Annotated in this window: 5 protein-coding genes; 4 read left to right on the top strand and 1 reads right to left on the bottom strand. The window is 64.2% G+C overall.

The annotated features are described in order from the left end of the window. Positions 1-33: 33 nt before the first annotated feature. From AC3IT6_RS20330 to AC3IT6_RS20315, 4 genes are all read left to right on the top strand, one after another. Complete coding sequence (locus tag AC3IT6_RS20330) at positions 34-1,092, top strand: TauD/TfdA family dioxygenase (protein WP_489352303.1); 1,059 nt, start codon at positions 34-36, stop codon at positions 1,090-1,092. 11 nt (positions 1,093-1,103) lie between these two features. Continuing rightward, positions 1,104-4,202: a non-ribosomal peptide synthetase gene (locus tag AC3IT6_RS20325; RefSeq protein ID WP_489352300.1), complete on the top strand. Its 3,099-nt coding sequence runs from the start codon at positions 1,104-1,106 to the stop codon at positions 4,200-4,202. Beyond that, complete coding sequence (locus AC3IT6_RS20320; RefSeq protein WP_489352298.1) at positions 4,199-16,003, top strand: amino acid adenylation domain-containing protein; 11,805 nt, start codon at positions 4,199-4,201, stop codon at positions 16,001-16,003. Before AC3IT6_RS20325 ends, AC3IT6_RS20320 begins: the two co-directional genes overlap by 4 nt. A 93-nt stretch (positions 16,004-16,096) precedes the next feature. Continuing rightward, positions 16,097-17,062, top strand: a complete 966-nt coding sequence (locus AC3IT6_RS20315) for an alpha/beta hydrolase (RefSeq protein WP_489352296.1) — start codon at positions 16,097-16,099, stop codon at positions 17,060-17,062. A 146-nt stretch (positions 17,063-17,208) separates the two neighbouring features. Here the strand turns inward: AC3IT6_RS20315 and AC3IT6_RS20310 are convergent, their stop codons facing one another. Then, complete coding sequence (locus AC3IT6_RS20310; RefSeq protein WP_489352294.1) at positions 17,209-17,568, bottom strand: DUF6124 family protein; 360 nt, start codon at positions 17,566-17,568, stop codon at positions 17,209-17,211. Positions 17,569-17,882: the final 314 nt, after the last annotated feature.

Below are 17,882 nucleotides of genomic sequence, written 5' to 3'. Positions count from 1 at the left end.
GAGCGCCGCCGTCAACATTTTCTGGAGGGGTTTATGACCGTTTCAACGACCAAGTCCATGCCCAGGATGGGCCGTGGTGCCCGCAAAAGCCTGTCCACCGATCCGACGCGGCTGGTGAGTTTTGCGCCAATGTTCGAAGGCCTGAGCATGCCACTGGTGTGCCGTCCGGCCGTGTCCGGCGTGAGCCTGGTGGAGTGGGCGGCCCAGAATCGCGCGCTGATCGAAAGCAAGCTGCTGGAACACGCGGTGATCCTGTTCCGTGGCTTCCAGGTGGCGGACATCAGCGAGTTCAACCGCTGCGTCGATGCAATTTCCGGCGGTGCCCTGGAGTACCTGTTCCGCGCCTCGCCACGGACCCAGATCAGCGGCCAGTTCAAGATCTACAGCTCCACCGATTACCCGGCGCCGGAAAAAATCTTCCCGCACAACGAACACTCGTACTCGCCGGTGTTCCCGCGTCACCTGTACTTCTACTGCGACACGCCGTCGGCCACCGGCGGTGAAACGCCATTCGGCGATACCCGCCGGATTCTGGCGCGGATCGACCCGGCAGTGCGCGAGGAATTCCAGCGCAAACGCATTCAGTACGTGCGCAACTACGGTGACGGCATGGGCCTGCCGTGGCAGACCGTGTTCCAGAGCGAGGACCGCGCAGAAGTCGAGGCGTACTGCGCCAAGATCGGCATCCAGGCGGAATGGAAGTCGGGCAACCGCCTGCGCACGCGGCAAAACGGCCCGGCCATCGTGCGCCATCCACTGACCGGCGAGCGCATCTGGTTCAACCACGGCACTTTCTTCAACGCACTGACCCTGCCGGACAGCATCCGCGACAACCTGCTGCGTGAATTCGGCCCGCAGGACCTGCCGCAAAACACCTTCTTCGGCGACGGCTCGCCGATTCCCGACGATGTGATCCGCCACCTGCAAGGCATCTACCGCGAGGTGATGGTCGAGTTTGCTTGGGAGAAGGGCGACGTGGTGCTGCTCGACAACATCCTCAGCGTGCATGCGCGCAACGAATTCACCGGCTACAGAAAAATCCTCACGGCCATGGCCATCGCGCAGAAAAGCGCCGACCTGGATCAGGAATAAGGACACCCGACATGAACACCACCGCCCTCGAACCTTCGGTAGACGTATTCCAGACCTCGGCCCAGCAGGCCTTTTATTTGCGGGCCCAGGAGTTGGGCGCACGGCCGCTGTTCGCCGCGCTGACGTTGCCGGTCGCCAGGCCAGTGGACGCCCGGGCGTTGCGCACGGCACTGGAAACCCTCGGTCAGCGCCATGAAATCCTGCGCACGGTGTACCGCCGCCTGCCGGGCATGAAGTGGCCGGTGCAAAGCCTGTGCGATGGCTTGCCGCTGACACTTCTGGGCAACCAGCCTTCGGTGGCCGATGCCTTGAGCCGCAGCCGCGAAGTCATGGTGGAAGATTCGAGTCAGGCGCTGGTGGTGGCGCAGGTTGAAGGCGGAGCAGGGCAGCCTTTCATCACCCTGCTGGCCCCGGCATGCAGTTTCGATGAGGCATCGCTGCGGGTGCTGGCAAGTGAGCTGGACTGCCTGTTGCGCGGTGAAACCCTGGGCGACGACGAGGACGCGCTGCAATACCTGGACTACAGCGCATGGCAGGAAGAACTGCGCGAAGAAGACATCGGCCACCAGGGCGCGGCGTTCTGGCGCAACCTGCAACAGCAATTCGCCGTGGCCCATCGCTTGCCGTTCGAACGAGCCGTCGAGGTCACGCTGGCTCGTCGTCAGGCAAGGTTGATTGACGCCCCATGGCTGGTTGGCGTGCAACGGGTCGCGCTTGAAGCTGGCGTTGAGGCAGAGCAATTGGCGCTCTTGCTGTGGACCGCATTCGTTGCGCGCATCGGCCATCAGGAAAAGCTGCTGATGGGCTGGCAGGTGGAAGGTCGCAACGAACAAACCATCGCCACCCTCGGACGCTTCGCCCGGCGTTTGCCGGTGGCTTTCGAGCACCGCAGCCAGCAGACCCTGGCGCAAGCGCTGGTGGCGTTTGCCGCCAGCGTCGAACAGTCGCTGTCGTGGCTCGATTGCCTCAATGAATTCGAACTGAGCGCCGAAGGTACCGCGCCGCTGCGTTATGGCTTCGTCTATCAGGCCGCCATTGAAAGCGCTATCGAGATGGACGACGGCAACCCAGAAGTCCTGCGCCTGCGAGTGCAGGGCGATCAGTTGCAGTTGTCGTGTCTTGACGGTGCGCTGCCCGAATCGATGCTGGTTGAATGGCTGCAGCAGTTTGTCGAGTTCAGCCACCAATTGCTGGGGTCGCCCGAATTGACCTTGGCTCAGGCTGATCTGCTGAGTGCTGCGCAACGGACTCGCCTGATCGAAGGCTTCAACCCGAACGCCACCGAGCAGGCATTGCCGTGCCGCTTCCTGCAAGAACTGTTCAGCGAACAGGCGAGCCTGCATCCGCAACGCATCGCCGTGAGCGTCAACGGTCAGCGCCTGACCTATGCCGAACTGGATGCGCGCTCCAACCAGGTGGCCAATACCCTGCACACCCAAGGCGTGGCGCCGGACCAGATAGTGGCAGTCTACGGCCAGCGCTCGCTGGAAATGGTCATTGCGTTGTTGGGCACGCTAAAGGCCGGCGCTGCGTACTTGCTACTGGATCCGAACTACCCGATCGAACGTCTGGCGTTCATGCTTGCCGATACCGGCGCGCGTCATGTGCTGGCCTGTCAGGCACTGCCGGATGCATTACGCAGTGAGCGGACAATATCCCTGAAGCCGGGGGCCGAAGTCTGGTCCGCCGCGCAAACCCGGCCTGAGCCACAGGGCGACAGCGCCAATCTGGCCTACGTCATCTACACCTCCGGTTCCACCGGCAAACCCAAGGGCGTGATGATCAGCCATGCCAACGCCGTGGCCTCGACCCTGGCGCGCAACGCTTTTTATCGCCAGCCGCTGCGGGCATTCCTGATGCTCTCGTCGTTCTCCTTCGACAGCTCGGTGGCCGGGGTTTTCTGGGCGCTGGGGCAGGGCGCGACCCTGTGCCTGCCGGACGAAGACAGCTACAAGGATCCGGCCCGACTGGCCGAGTTGATCCAGCGTGAAGAGGTTTCCCACTACCTGACCTTGCCGTCCTACCACGCACAGATTCTCGAGTACCTCGACCGCCAGGCGCTGGCCTGTGTGATCGTCGCCGGCGAAGCCTGCGGCAACGCACTGGTACAGCGACATCGCGAGGCATTGCCGGGGGTGGCGCTGGTCAACGAATACGGCCCGACCGAAGGCACCGTGTGGTGTTCGGCCTGGGAACTGCCGCTTGATCAGGACGATGACAACATCCCGATCGGCCAGCCGATTGCCGGCATGCGCCTCCACGTGCTCGGTCCGGACCTGCAACCGGTGGCCGTAGGTGTCGAAGGCGAGTTGTACGTCGGTGGGGCCGGCATCGCCCGGGGTTATCTGCAACGGGCCACGCTGACGGCCGAGCGTTTTGTCCCCGACCTGTTCGCGAAGGCGGCGGGCCAACGCCTGTACCGCACCGGCGACCTGGCGCGCTATCGCGCCGATGGCGTGCTGGAGTATCTGGGCCGGGTCGATCAGCAGGTGAAAATCCGCGGCTTCCGCATTGAGCTGGGCGAAATCGAGTCGGCCATGCGCAACGCGCCGGGCATCGAAGACGCCGCCGTGATTGCCCGGAAAACCCCGACCGGTCCGCAACTGCTGGGCTTCGTGGTGTCCCCGGCCGACACCGCCGACATCCGCCTCAACGAATTGCGTAGCCATCTGGCCGAAGCGCTGCCCGAGCACATGCAGCCGACGCGCTTGCAGGTGCTGGAGCGTTTCCCGCTGATGCCCAACGGCAAACTCAATCGCCAGGCCTTGCTCGATCTCGATGTGCGCCGCAGCGTTTTTGTCGCGCCGCGCAACGAACTGGAAAAAACCCTGGCGGCGATCTGGGCCGAAGCGCTGCACGTGGAGCGTGTCGGCGTGCACGACAACTTCTTCGAACTCGGCGGGCACTCGCTGCTGGCCACGCGCATTCGTGCGCGGATTCAGGAAGAACTGAACCTGGCGATCCCGCTCAAGCTGTTTTTCGACGGTGACACCCTGGAACGACTGGCGGCGCAGATCGAGCAGTTCCGTCAGCACAGTGAACATAAAGAAAACGATGTAGACGCCCTTGAAGCGTTGTTCGACGAAGTGGATGAGGAACACGCGCGATGAGTGCTGCACCGGACAGAATGATGACCCTGGCCCAGCGTTTCTGCGGCTTGAGCGCGGACGCCCGGCGTGCGTTGCAACAGAAGATGCACGCCCAGGGGCTGACCCTGGAACTGCTGCCGATCCCGCCTCGGGACCGCGCTGTCGACACGCTGCCGGCGTCCTACGCACAGCAGCGCTTGTGGTTCCTCTGGCAGATGCAACCCCAGGCCACGGCCTACAACCTGACCGGTGCCTTCCGCCTGGGCGGCGAGCTCAACACTGAGGCGCTGGCGCGGACCTTGAGCGCGCTGGTGCAGCGTCACGAAGTGCTGCGCACCACCTTCGTCTTCGATGAGCAACAAGTGCTGCAAAAGATTCACCCACGGATGGATGCGCCGCTGGTTGAAGTCAGCGCTGGCGACGAGGTCGAACTGCAACGGCAGATCGCTCTGAACGCCGAGCAGCCGTTCGACCTGCACAGTGGTCCGTTGATGCGCTGTCGCTTGATCCGCCTCGATGCGCAGCAACATGTGCTGGCGCTGACCTTCCACCACATCGTCACCGACGGCGGCTCGCTGCCGATCCTGTTGCAGGAGTTCACCCTGCTTTATGCGCAACTGAGTGCCGGACAGCCTGCGCAGCTGCCGGAGCTGGGCATCCAGTACGCCGACTTCGCCCGCTGGCAGCGCCTGTGGCTGGAGGCGGGCGAGGCTGAGCGCCAGCTCGATTACTGGCGCGGGCAGTTGGGCCGCGAGCATCCGCCACTGAATCTGCCGACCGACCGTCGTCGCCCGGCGATCCCGAGCCAGCAGGGCGCCAGCGTCGAGCTGGAAATCTCCACTGCGTTGACCACTCAACTGCGTGATCTTGCCCGCCGCGAAGGCTGTACCCTGTTCATGCTGCTGATGGCGGCATTGCAGACGTTGCTGCATCGCTACAGCGGCGAACAGGACATCCGTGTCGGCGTGCCGATCGCCAACCGCACCCGCCAGGACGTGGAAAACCTGCTGGGCTTTTTCGTCAACACCCAGGTGCTGCGCAGCCAGCCACGGGCCGACCAGCCGTTTGGGCAATTGCTGACCGAGATCAAGGCCGCGGCACTCGGCGCACAGGCCCATCAGGACCTGCCGTTCGAGCAACTGGTCGATGGCCTGGGTGTGGAGCGCAGCCTGAGCCACACGCCGCTGTTCCAGGTGATGTTCAACCACCAGCGCGACAGTGGCGGCCCGCAACGCTGGGACCTGCCGGGGCTGAGCGTCGAACCGCTGATCTGGGATGAGAAAACCACCAAGTTCGATTTGATGCTCGACACCGTCGAGGGCGACGAGGGCATCCATGCGTCGTTCGTCTACGCCACCGAACTGTTCGACGCCTCGACCATCGAGCGCCTCGGCCGGCATTGGTTGAACCTGTTGCAGGCAATTTGCACGGACAGCACGGTTGCCCTGGCGGACCTGTGCATGCTCGATGCCGCCGAGCAGCAGGCCACCTTGCTCGACTGGAATCGCACTGCCGGATTGACCAGCGATCAGCCGAACCTGCTGTGCGCCCATCAACTGATCGAAGCCCAGGCCGCCGCGCACCCGAACAACATTGCCGTGACCTGCGACGGCGTCACCCTCACTTACGCCGAACTGAACCGCCGCGCCAACCGCATCGCCCATCGCCTGCGCGAGCGCGGTGTGGGCCCCGACGTGTTGGTGGGCATCGCCCTGGAGCGTTCGCTGGAGATGATCGTCAGCCTGCTGGCGATCCTCAAGGCCGGTGGCGCCTATGTGCCGCTGGACCCGGAGTACCCGCAGGATCGCCTGGCCTACCTGCTCGCCGACAGCGGCACGCGCCTGTTACTGACCGATTCCGCGCTGTTGCCGCGCCTGCCGTTGAACGAAGAGATTGAAGTGATCTGCCTCGATCACGCAGGCGACTGGCTGTCCGAGGCCAGTGCCGACAACCTGCCGAACCTGACCGCGCCAGCGAACCTGGCCTATGTCATCTACACCTCCGGTTCCACCGGCAAACCGAAAGGCACGCTGCTGCCCCACAGCAACCTGACGCGCCTGTTCAGTGCCACCGAACATTGGTTCGGTTTCAACGCCGACGATGTCTGGAGCCTGTTCCACTCCTATGCCTTCGACTTTTCCGTGTGGGAAATCTTTGGCGCGTTGTTCTACGGCGGCAAGCTGGTGGTGGTGCCCCACGCGGTCAGCCGCTCTCCGGAAGACTTCGCCCGCTTGCTCAGCGACGAGCGCATCACCGTACTCAACCAGACGCCCTCGGCCTTTCGCCAATTGATGCCGTTCGCCTGTGCCGACGCGCAAGCCATGGCCCTGCGCTGCGTGGTGTTCGGCGGCGAGGCACTGGATGTGGCCAGCCTGCGTCCGTGGTATGACGCCTTCGACGACCGGCAGCCGTTGCTGATCAACATGTACGGCATCACCGAAACCACCGTGCATGTGACCTACCGGCCGCTGTCCCGCGCCGACCTCGATGGCGCCAACAACTCGCCGCTGGGGGAGCCGATCAGCGATCTGCGCTGGTACGTGCTCGACCCGCGCCTGAACCCGGTGGCCAAGGGCTGCGTCGGTGAGTTGTACGTTGGCGGTGCCGGTCTCGCTCGCGGCTATCACCAGCGTACCGACCTGACCGCCACGCGGTTTGCCCCGGACCTGTTCGCCGCCGAGTCGGGCGCGCGCCTGTATCGCACCGGTGATCTGGCGCGGTACTGCGCCGATGGCAGCATCGAGTACGCCGGGCGTATCGACCATCAGGTGAAGATTCGCGGTTTCCGCATCGAACTGGGGGAAATCCAGGATCGCCTGCAAAGCCATCCGGCCATCGAACAAGCGCTGGTGCTGGCGCCCGAGGTCAATGGCAGCCAGCAGTTGGTCGCGTGGTTCACCGCGACCGGCGACGACAGCGATCTACGCCAGTCCCTGCGCGAACATTTGCAGGCCGGTTTGCCGGATTACATGGTGCCGTCGCACCTGATCAAACTCGACCAATGGCCGCTGACCGGCAACGGCAAACTCGATCGCGCTGCATTGCCCAAGCCTGACGCAACGCTGGCGCAGCAGGTTTACACGGCGCCGATGGATGAGCTGCAAACCGAGCTGGCGGCGATCTGGCAAGACGTGCTCAAGCTCGAGCGCGTAGGCATCGACGACAACTTCTTCGAACTGGGCGGCGACTCGATCATCTCGATCCAGGTGGTCAGCCGCGCGCGACAGGCCGGGATTCGCATCACCCCGCGGGACCTGTTCCAGCACCAGACCGTGCAGAGCCTGGCGAAGATCGCGGTACGCAGCGCCGGATTGGTGATCGATCAGGGGCTGGTGCGTGGCGAGGTGCTGCTGACGCCGATCCAGCACTGGTTCTTCGAGCAAGACATCGAGGCCCGTCACCACTGGAACCAGTCGCTGCTGCTGGAACTGCGCGAACCGCTGGACAGTGCCAGCCTGCAACAGGCCTTGGCCGCGCTGGTAGAACATCACGACGCGTTGCGTCTGCGGTTGCGTCAGGTCGACGGCGTCTGGCAACAGGCCCAGGCCGAGCAGTGGAACAGCGCCGAGGTGCTGTGGCAGCGCCAGGCCGCCGATGCCGATGAATTGCTGGAACTGTGCAACGCCGCGCAAGCCAGCCTGAATCTGCAGGACGGCCCGCTGTTGTGTGCCTTGCTGGTGGACATGGGCGCGGCGGGCCAGCGCCTGCTGCTGGTGGTGCATCACCTGGCGGTGGACGGCGTGTCCTGGCGATTGCTGCTGGAAGATTTGCAAACCGCGTATCAACAAGCGCAGCAAGCTCAACCCCTGCGTCTGCCAGCGAAAACCAGTGCCTATCAGGCCTGGGCCGCTCGCCTGCAATCCCATGCGCAAAGTGCCGGGTTGGCCATCCAGACCAGTTACTGGCAAGACCAGTACCGCGACGTGCGGGTGGAACTGCCCGCCGACAAGCCCCAAGGCAGCCTGGCCAGCCAGCACGCCGTCAGCGTGGAAACCGTGCTCGACAGCACCTTGACCCGCCGACTGCTGCAAGACGCTCCGGCGGCTTACCGCACCCAGGTCAACGACCTGTTGCTGACGGCGCTGGCGCGGGTGTTGGGCAACTGGACCGGTCAAACTTCGACACTGGTGAAACTCGAAGGCCATGGCCGTGAAGACCTGTTCGACGACATCGACCTGACCCGCACCTTGGGCTGGTTCACCTCGATTTTCCCGGTGAAACTCACCCCGGCCGGCGATCTGGCCGGCAGCATCAAAGCGGTCAAGGAACAGCTGCGCGCCGTGCCCGACAAAGGCATCGGCTTCGGCATCCTGCGCTATCTGGCTGACGCCGGCCTTGAAGGTCTGCCGACGCCGCAGGTCACCTTCAACTACATGGGCCAGTTCGACGCCAGCTTCGACGAGCAGGCACCGTGGCGCCCGGCCCGGGAAAACGGTGGCGCCGAGCAGGGTGTCTCGGCAGCACTTGACCAAGGCCTGAGCATCAACGGCCAGGTCTACGCCGGGCAACTGCGCCTGAGCTGGACCTTCAGCGGTGAAGTGTTCAAGCCGCAGACGGTGCAACGTCTGGCCGATGCCTACGCCCTGGAACTGCAACAGCTGATCGAACATTGCCTGAGCGGTGCCGGTGGCTTGACCCCGAGCGACGTGCCACTGGTGCATGTCGATCAGGCGCAGTTGGATGCCTTGCCGCTGGCGGCCAGCCAGATCGAAGACATCCTGCCGCTGTCGCCGATGCAGCAAGGCATGTTGTTCCACAGCCTGTTCGCCCCGGATGCCGGGGCCTACATCCCGCAAATGCGCGTGGATGTGCAGGGGCTCGACGTCGAGGCGTTCCGCGATGCCTGGCAACAGGCGCTGCAGCGCCATGAAGTGCTGCGCGCGGCGTTCTTCAGCGAAAGCAACGGCTCGCGGCCGCTGCAAGTGATACTGGCCGACGCCACGCTGCCGTTGACCGTGCTCGACTGGCGCGATCAAACCAAGGTTGCCGAAGCGCTGGATCGCCTGGCCGAGGACGACCGTTTGCGCGGTTTCGACCTGACATTGGCGCCGTTGTTGCGCCTGACGTTGGTGCAGACCGCCAATGACCGCCATCACCTGATCTTCACCAACCACCACATCCTGCTGGACGGCTGGAGTACCTCGCAGTTGTTCGGCGAAGTGCTGCAACGCTACTCCGGTGTCATACCGGCGCCAGTCGTTGGCGGTTATCGCGATTACATGACCTGGCTGGGCACCCGTGATCGCGCCGCGTGTGAAGCATTCTGGCTGGAGCAATTGCAGTCGTTCACCGAGCCGACTCGTTTGGCCGGCGCCTTGCAGGGGCCGGTTGCGGGGCAGGGCGATGCTCATCGCACCCTGCACCTGAGCCTGGACCGCGCGGCCACCGAGCGCCTGAGCGGGTTCGCCCGTCAGGCCCGCGTCACGCCCAACACCGTGCTGCAAGCGGCGTGGCTGTTGCTGTTGCAGCGCTACACCGGGCAGCAGACTGTGGCGTTCGGCGCCACCGTGTCAGGTCGTCCAAGCGAATTGCAAGGCATCGAGCAGCAGATCGGTCTGTTCATCAACACCCTGCCGGTGATCGCCACACCGCACCCCGAACGCACGGTCAGCCAATGGATCGATGAAGTCCAGGCGCTCAACCTCAGGTTGCGCGAAGTCGAATACACGCCGCTGGCGGATGTGCAGCGCTGGGCTGGTCACTCTGGCGAAGCGCTGTTCGACACGCTGGTGGTGTTCGAAAACTACCCAGTGGCGCAAGCGCTGGAGGAGGGTAACGCCAGCGCATTGAAGTTCTCCGGCATCAGCAACCACGACCAGACCAGCTTCCCCCTGGCCATCGCCGCCGAGCTGGGTGAATGCCTGGACCTGCGTTTCAACTACGACACGGCACTGTTCAGCGCCGAAGCCATTGAAGGCTTGAGTGCACGCCTGCTGGCGTTGCTCGATGCCATGGTCCGTGCGCCGCAGCAGCCATTGGGGCGCTTGAGCCTGCTCGATGCCGCACAAACTGCGCAGCAGGTCGAAGGTTTCAACCGCACCGCGCAGGCCTGGCCGGATGTACGCCCGGTCTACCGATGCTTCGAAACCCAGGTACTGCAAACCCCGGACGCCCCCGCCCTGGTGTTTGCCGGCCAGACCCTCAGCTATCGCGAACTCAACCAACAGGCCAACCAGCTGGCGCACTACCTGCGCAGCCAGGGCGTCGGCGCCGAAGTGCTGGTGGGCATTGCCGCCGAGCGTTCGCTGGAGCTGGTGATCGGCCTGCTGGCGATCATGAAGGCCGGTGGCGCCTACGTGCCGCTGGACCCGGACTACCCGCGCGAACGCCTGGACCACATGTTCGAAGACAGCGGCGTGCACCTGCTGCTGACCCAGCGGCATCTGCTGCAACAGTTGCCGATTCCAGCCGCCACCACCGCGATCTGCCTGGACGACATGGCGTCGTTGCTCGAGGGCCTGAGCGAAGAAAACCTGCCCTGCGTGGTCGAGTTGCAATCGCTGGCCTACATGATCTACACCTCCGGCTCCACGGGTAAACCCAAGGGCGCGGCCAACCGTCACGATGCCTTGTACAACCGCCTGTCGTGGATGCAGGGAGCGTACCCATTGGACGGGCGTGACACCGTCTTACAGAAAACCCCGTTCAGTTTCGACGTGTCGGTCTGGGAGTTCTTCTGGCCATTGATGACTGGCGCACGCCTGGCCGTGGCCGAACCGGGCGCCCATCGCGATCCGGCGCAACTGGTCAGCCTGATCGAGCAGTACCAGGTCAGCACCCTGCATTTCGTGCCGTCGATGTTGCAGGCGTTTGTCCAGGGCGAAGGCTTCGAGCGTTGCGCCAGCCTGCGGCAGATCCTGTGCAGCGGCGAAGCCTTGTCGGCGGATTTGCAGCACAGCCTGTTCCGCGTGCTGCCCAACGTCGGCCTGTACAACCTCTACGGCCCGACCGAAGCGGCCATCGACGTGACCCACTGGACCTGTGTCGACGACGGCGGCTTCAGCGTGCCGATCGGTTATCCGATCGCCAACCTGGTGACCTACATCCTCGACGACAGCCTGCAACCGCAAGTGCAGGGTTGCGTCGGTGAGCTGTACCTGGGCGGCATCGGCCTGGCCCGTGGTTATCACAACCGTGCGGACCTGACCGCCGAGCGCTTTGTCGCCAGCCCGTTCGGTGAGCAGGGCGAGCGCCTGTACCGCACCGGCGACCTGGCGCGTTACCGCGAGGACGGCGTGATCGAATACGTCGGGCGCATCGACCATCAAGTGAAGATCCGCGGCTTGCGCATCGAGCTGGGGGAAATCGAAGCCTGCCTGCTGGAACATCCGTCGGTGCGCGAAGCGGTGGTGATCGCCTTGGACATTGGCAAGTCCAAGCAACTGGTGGCTTACGTCACAGGTGATGCTGCCCTTGATCCACTCAAGCAACACCTGCGCAACGCGCTGCCCGAACACATGCAGCCGAGCCACGTGCTGCTGCTCGATCAGTTGCCGGTGACGCCCAACGGCAAGCTCGACCGCCGCGCATTGCCGCAGCCGGACCAGCAAGTGCGCGAATACGTTGCGCCGCGCAGTGCCGTGGAAGCGACGCTGCAAGCGGTGTGGGAGGCGTTGTTCGAAGTGCCGCAGGTGGGCGTTTTCGACAACTTCTTCGAACTGGGCGGCGATTCCATCGTCTCGATCCAGGCCGTCAGCCGCGCACGCAAGGCCGGTTTGAGCATTTCACCCAAGGACGTGTTCAGCCACCCGACCATCGCCGAACTGGCGACGGTCGCTCAACCGCTCACGGCGGATCAAGCCTTACCGGCTGTGGTTGCACCGGCAGCAAAAATCGAACTGAGTGAAGCGCAATATCAGGCGTTGAAACTGACGGCGGACGAAGTCGAGGACGTGTATCCGCTGTCGCCGATGCAGCAGGGCATGCTGTTCCACTCGGTGCAGGACGGCGACTCGGGGTTGTACGTCAACCAGATCGAAGTGGGCGTGCGCGGGGTTGATGGCGCGCGTTTCCGCGAAGCCTGGGTGGATGCTGCCCAACGTCACGGGATTCTGCGCACCGCATTCCTCTGGGAAGGCGACAAGGAACCGCTGCAAGTGGTGCTGCGTGACGCGCCGTCACTGCTCACCGAACTGGACTGGCGTGGCCTGGATGATCAGCCCGGGCGTGTACGCCAACTGGCGCTTGAGGAACGTGAACGCGGCTTCTCGCTGAACCGTGCACCCTTGTTGCGCCTGTTGCTGGTACGTCTGGAGGACGACCGCTATCGCCTGATCTGGACCTACCACCACATCCTCATGGACGGCTGGAGCGTGTCGCGCCTGATCGGTGAAGTGCTGCGCCATTACAGCGGTGAGGAGCACGAGCCGGTGGCCACCTATCGCGACTACATCGACTGGCTCGGCCAGCAAGTCGCCGAGGCCAGCGAGGCCTTCTGGAAAGGCAAACTCAATAATCTCGAAGGCGCCACCCACCTGGCCCGCGCACTGCCGGTCAAGGCGCCGCAAGCGGGTTATCACGCGATCTACACGCACCTGAGTGCCGGGCAGACCGCGAGTTTGCAGGCCTTTGCCCAGCAACAGCAAGTGACCCTCAACACCCTGGTGCAAGCCGCGTGGCTGTTGCTGTTGCAGCGCTACACCGGCCAGCGCACGGTGACCTTCGGCGCCACCGTGTCCGGGCGCCCGGAAACCCTCAACGGTTCGGAGAACATGCTCGGGCTGTTCATCAACACGTTGCCGGTGGTCAACACGGTGCCGACTGAAGCCAGCGTCGGCGACTGGCTGCGGGAAATCCAGGCCTACAACCTCGACATCCGCGACTTCCAGCAGACCCCGCTCAGCGATATCCAGCGCTGGGCCGGGCAGGGCGGGCAGTCGTTGTTCGACAGCATCATCGTGTTCGAAAACCAGCCGGTGGACCGCACCCTGCGCGAGTGGAACGGCGACTCCCTGCGTTTCGAGGACGTTTCCGATTTCGGCCTGACCAGCTTCGCCATGGACCTGATGGTCAGCCTCGATGAAGGGCTGCGCATCGAGTACATGCACCAGCGCGATCAGTTCGATCTGGCGACCGTCGAAGTCCTGCGCGGCCACATGGAAAGCCTGATGCAGCGTCTGTGCGACGACGCCGGGCGCGCCGTCGGTGAGCTGGGCCTGCTGACCCTGGACGAAGGCCGGGCGCTGGACGGCGAACTACCGGTGGTGGCCGAGGGTGACGAGACGCCGGTGCACGAGCTGATCCGCCAGCGTGCGCGACTGCAACCGGATCACACGGCGCTGGTGCTCAGTTACGCCGAGCGCGACGCCGAGCAGTTGAGCTACGCCGAGCTGGACCGTCGCTCCGATGCCCTGGCGGCGCATCTGCTGGAACAAGGCGTGCAGGTCGAAGACGTGATCGGCGTGTTCATGGAGCGCTCGCTGGAGCTGGTGGTGTCGCTGCTGGCGGTGATGAAGTGCGGCGCCGCCTACGTGCCGCTGGACCCGCAATACCCGCAGGAACGCTTGCGCTACATGATGGCCGACAGCGACATGCGCCTGTTGCTGACCCAGGAGCGGCTGCGCGATAGCGCGCAACTCAACCCGGGTACGGCGATGGTCGCAGTGGATCGCTTGAACCTTGATGTCGATGTGACGCAGCCTTCGTGTTCCGTGCATGCCGAGCAACTGGCCTACCTGATCTACACCTCGGGCTCCACCGGCAAGCCGAAAAGCGTCGCTGTGGCCCACGGGCCGCTGAGCATGCACGTGCAAGCCATCGCCGAGCTGTACGAGATGGATCCGGACAATCGCGAACTCCATTTCATGTCGTTCGCCTTCGATGGTGCCCATGAACGCTGGATCACCGCGTTGATCAGCGGCTCGACCCTGGTGATCCGCGACAACACCTTGTGGACCGCCGAACAGACCCTGGCCGTGCTGCACCGCCAGCGCATCAGCGTCGCCTGCTTCCCGCCGGCGTACCTGCTGCAACTGGCCGAGCACGCCGAGTTGCAGGGTGGCGATCCACCGCCGGTGCGCATCTATTGCTTCGGTGGTGATGCGGTGCCGGACGCCACCTTCGAACGGGTCAAGCACACACTCAAGCCGCAATACCTGGTCAACGGCTACGGCCCGACGGAAACCGTGGTCACGCCACTGCTGTGGAAAATCGCCGCCGACGGCCAGTGCCAGGCGATGTACGCGCCGATTGGCCGACGCGTCGGCGCCCGCAGCCTGCACGTGCTGGACATGGACCTCAACCCGCTGCCGGTGGGCATGGTTGGCGAGCTGTACATCGGTGGTCGGGGTGTCGCGCGCGGCTACCATCGCCATCCGTGGCAGAGCGCCGAGCGCTTCGTCGCCGACCCGTTCAGCGCCGAAGGCGGGCGCCTGTATCGCACCGGCGACCTGGTGCGCCGTCGCGAAGATGGCGTGTTCGATTACGTCGGGCGTATCGACCATCAGGTCAAGGTGCGCGGCTTCCGCATCGAACTGGGCGAAATCGAAGCCCGCTTGCGCGAGCAGGCCGGGGTCAACGATGCGCTGGTGGTGGTGCGTGACAACGGGCAGGGGCCGCAACTGGTGGGCTATGTGGTAGCGGCGCAAGACGATGGCCTCGGCCCGCGTTGCCAGGCGGCATTGCGCGAAAGCCTGCCCGACTACATGGTGCCGACGCAGGTCGTGGTGCTGCCGCGCTTCCCGCTGACCCCCAACGGCAAGCTCGACCGCAAGGCCTTGCCGGACCCGGCCTTCAGCGGTCGCGACTACGTGGCCCCGCGCACGCCGCTGGAATGGGCGCTGGCGGAGATCTGGCAGCAGGTGCTGGGCATCGAGAAGGTCGGCATCACCGACAACTTCTTCGAGCTGGGCGGTGATTCGCTGCGCACCCTCAAGGTGATCTCGAAAGTCCGCGCCCTGAATGAGCCTGGCTTCCAGCTCAAGCTGCGGGACATGATGGCAAAGCCGACGATTGCCGGGTTGTCCGGTGTCGATGAGCAGCCGCTGCGACAGAGTCCGCAACCGCTGTTGCTGCTCAATCAGGTGGTAGGCGATCAGCCGCCGCTGTTCTGCCTGCACGCCGGTTTCGGCACAGTGTTCGATTACGAGCCATTGGCCCGGCGCCTGGAGGGTGAGCGCACGGTGTACGGCGTGCAATGCCGGATGCTGCTCGACCGGCAGTGGCACGACACCTCGCTGGCGCAGATGGCCGCCGACTACGTCGAGGCGACCCGCGCCCGGCAACCCCAGGGGCCTTACCACGTGCTGGGCTGGTCGCTGGGCGGGGCGTTGGCGTTGATGGTGAGTGACCTGTTCGAACAGCAGGGCCAGCCTGTGGCGTTCGTTGGTCTGGTGGACAGCTTTGTGCCGACCCAGGCCAATGCCGTCGCCAGCCCGGATGAGTGGCGCACCGATCTGGCCGAGTTCCTCGGTGCAACTTTGGGCATGGACGACGCAGTGATCGCCCAGGCATTGAGTGCCGAGAGAGCGGGGGACCACGACGCCGTGGCGCGGATCATTCGCGCGGTGATCGACAGCGAAAGCGATCAGGCCAGCGGTTACGCGCTGCTTGGAGCCGACGAGTTGGCCCAGACGTTCATGGTCAGCACACGGTTGAAGGCGCTGTCGCGGCAGGTCGAAACCCTGCCGATTCCTCAGGCCGAACTGCATTGCTGGTGGGCCGATGGCAACCCGACGGCCGAACGCGCGACCCTGGAGCGTCAGCAACCACGGCTGCGCAAGGTGCAAAGGGTAACGGCCGGCCACTTCGATATCCTGCAGCAGGATGAGTGCCTGGACGCCGTGGTGGCGGCGCTGGGCCGGGAGGTGGTGCCGCAGCCCTAGGGCTTGCCCGCGACAAAAACAGGCTCTCCCTAATGAACGGCCCTCACGGTTCGTTTATTGGGCGAGCCTGTTTATTTTTGGAGACTACCGCCCATGGCACTGCACCCGGACATCGAAGGATTTCTAGAGCTGGCCGAGTTCGGCCGCCTCAGCGGCAAAAGCCAACCCATGCATGAACTGAGCCCCGGCGAAGCACGGCAGCAGTTCGAACAGACTTCGCAATTGCTCGATGCGGCGCCAACGGGCGCGTTGACGGTGAAGTCGGTCAGCATTCCTGCGCGGGACGGTCATGTGCTCAACGCGCGGCTGTACGCCAAACCGCAACCGGACGGTGAGTCGCGCCCGGTGTTGCTGTACTTCCATGGCGGCGGCTACGTGGTGGGCAGCCTCGACTCCCACGACACCCTGTGCCGGCGCCTGGCGCTGGCGGGGGAGTTTGCCGTGTTGTCGGCGGATTATCGCCTGGCGCCGGAACACCGTTTTCCCACCGCTTACCACGATGCCGAAGACATCACCCGTTGGCTGGCCATCACCGGAGCCAAGGCCTTGGGCCTCGACGCCAGGCGCATTGCGCTGGCGGGGGACAGCGTCGGCGGCAGCCTGGTGGCATCGCTGTGCATCGCCATCGCCCAGGACCCATTGGGCTGGCCGCTGGTGCCGCGCCTGCAAGTGCTGCTGTACCCGGTGATCGACGCGGTAAAAAAGCGCCCGTCCCTTGAACGATTCGCCGAAGGCTACCTGCTGGAAGCCACCACGCTGGAGTGGTTCTATCAGCAGTACCAACGCACTGAAGCGGACCGCGCCGACTGGCGTTTTTCGCCGCTGTACGCCGAGCACCTGCAACGGCTGACACCGACGGTGCTGTGGCTGGCCGAGTACGATCCATTGATCGATGAAGGCCAGGCCTGGGTCGAGAAACTGCGCGCGGCGGGGCAACCCGTGGTGCTGGAGGTCAAGGCCGGCATGACCCACGACTTTGCGCGCATGGGCGAAATGGTCCAGGAAGTGCCGGGGATGCTGGTGCAACTGGCGGCGCAGATCAGCGAGAGCCTGGCCTGACATATTAGTGATCAGCGACGCTGTCCCCCTGTGGGAGCGGGCTTGCTCGCGAAAGCGATATTTCAGCCGACAAATAAGTTGCCTGACACACCGCCTTCGCGAGCAAGCCCGCTCCCACAGGTCTATCGGTGATCTGGAGATTGTGGTCAGGGCGGATCAAGCCGATCCAGCGCCCGATTCACCGCCAGCTCCCCCAACATGATCACCTGCGCAATCCCCAACAGCGCATTGCGGCTTGTCCCCTCCAGATGATCCACCAGATCGTTGGCCATGACATTGGCCGACGCCAGCGATTCGCAGGCGTGCACCAGCAAGGTTTCGGTACTGAGTTCGGGATTGACGATGAACATGGTGCTGGGTGTGCGCGGGGTGGCCATGATGTTGGCGCCCGGGTTGAGGTAGTGATTGAGCGCGCGTTCGGCGGCTTCGTGGAATTGTTTTGAGTCGGGGCTTTCGTTCGGGGAGGCCGGATCGGATTCCGGCGGATTCGGAGTAACTTTGAACATAGGTGGATTTCCTAATGGGGGCCACAACCACTTCGCTACTAAACGAAAGGGTGGCGGCTGTGCGCAAGTTAGTAGACCGGAGAACCCACCAAATCCGGCGCGTCCGAGGACGCCATGCGCACAGCCACCATTGAGTGCAGGCGAGCCTGACCAAATGATGCTTGTGCAACCGAGAGTGGGGAGTGCGGGCTACTAAACCCGATCACTGACAATCAGTGACCCGAACCAAGTTACCGACACCCCCCCAAGGCGCACAAGCCGGCGGATTCTGGCGTACCTGTAGGCAACGGCGCAAGGCGTTGTGGCTTTCACAA

The organism is Pseudomonas sp. KH_017, from assembly GCF_057840285.1.
Note: the sequence above shows the minus strand (reverse complement) of the source record. Positions and strands in the feature narration are given on the sequence as shown.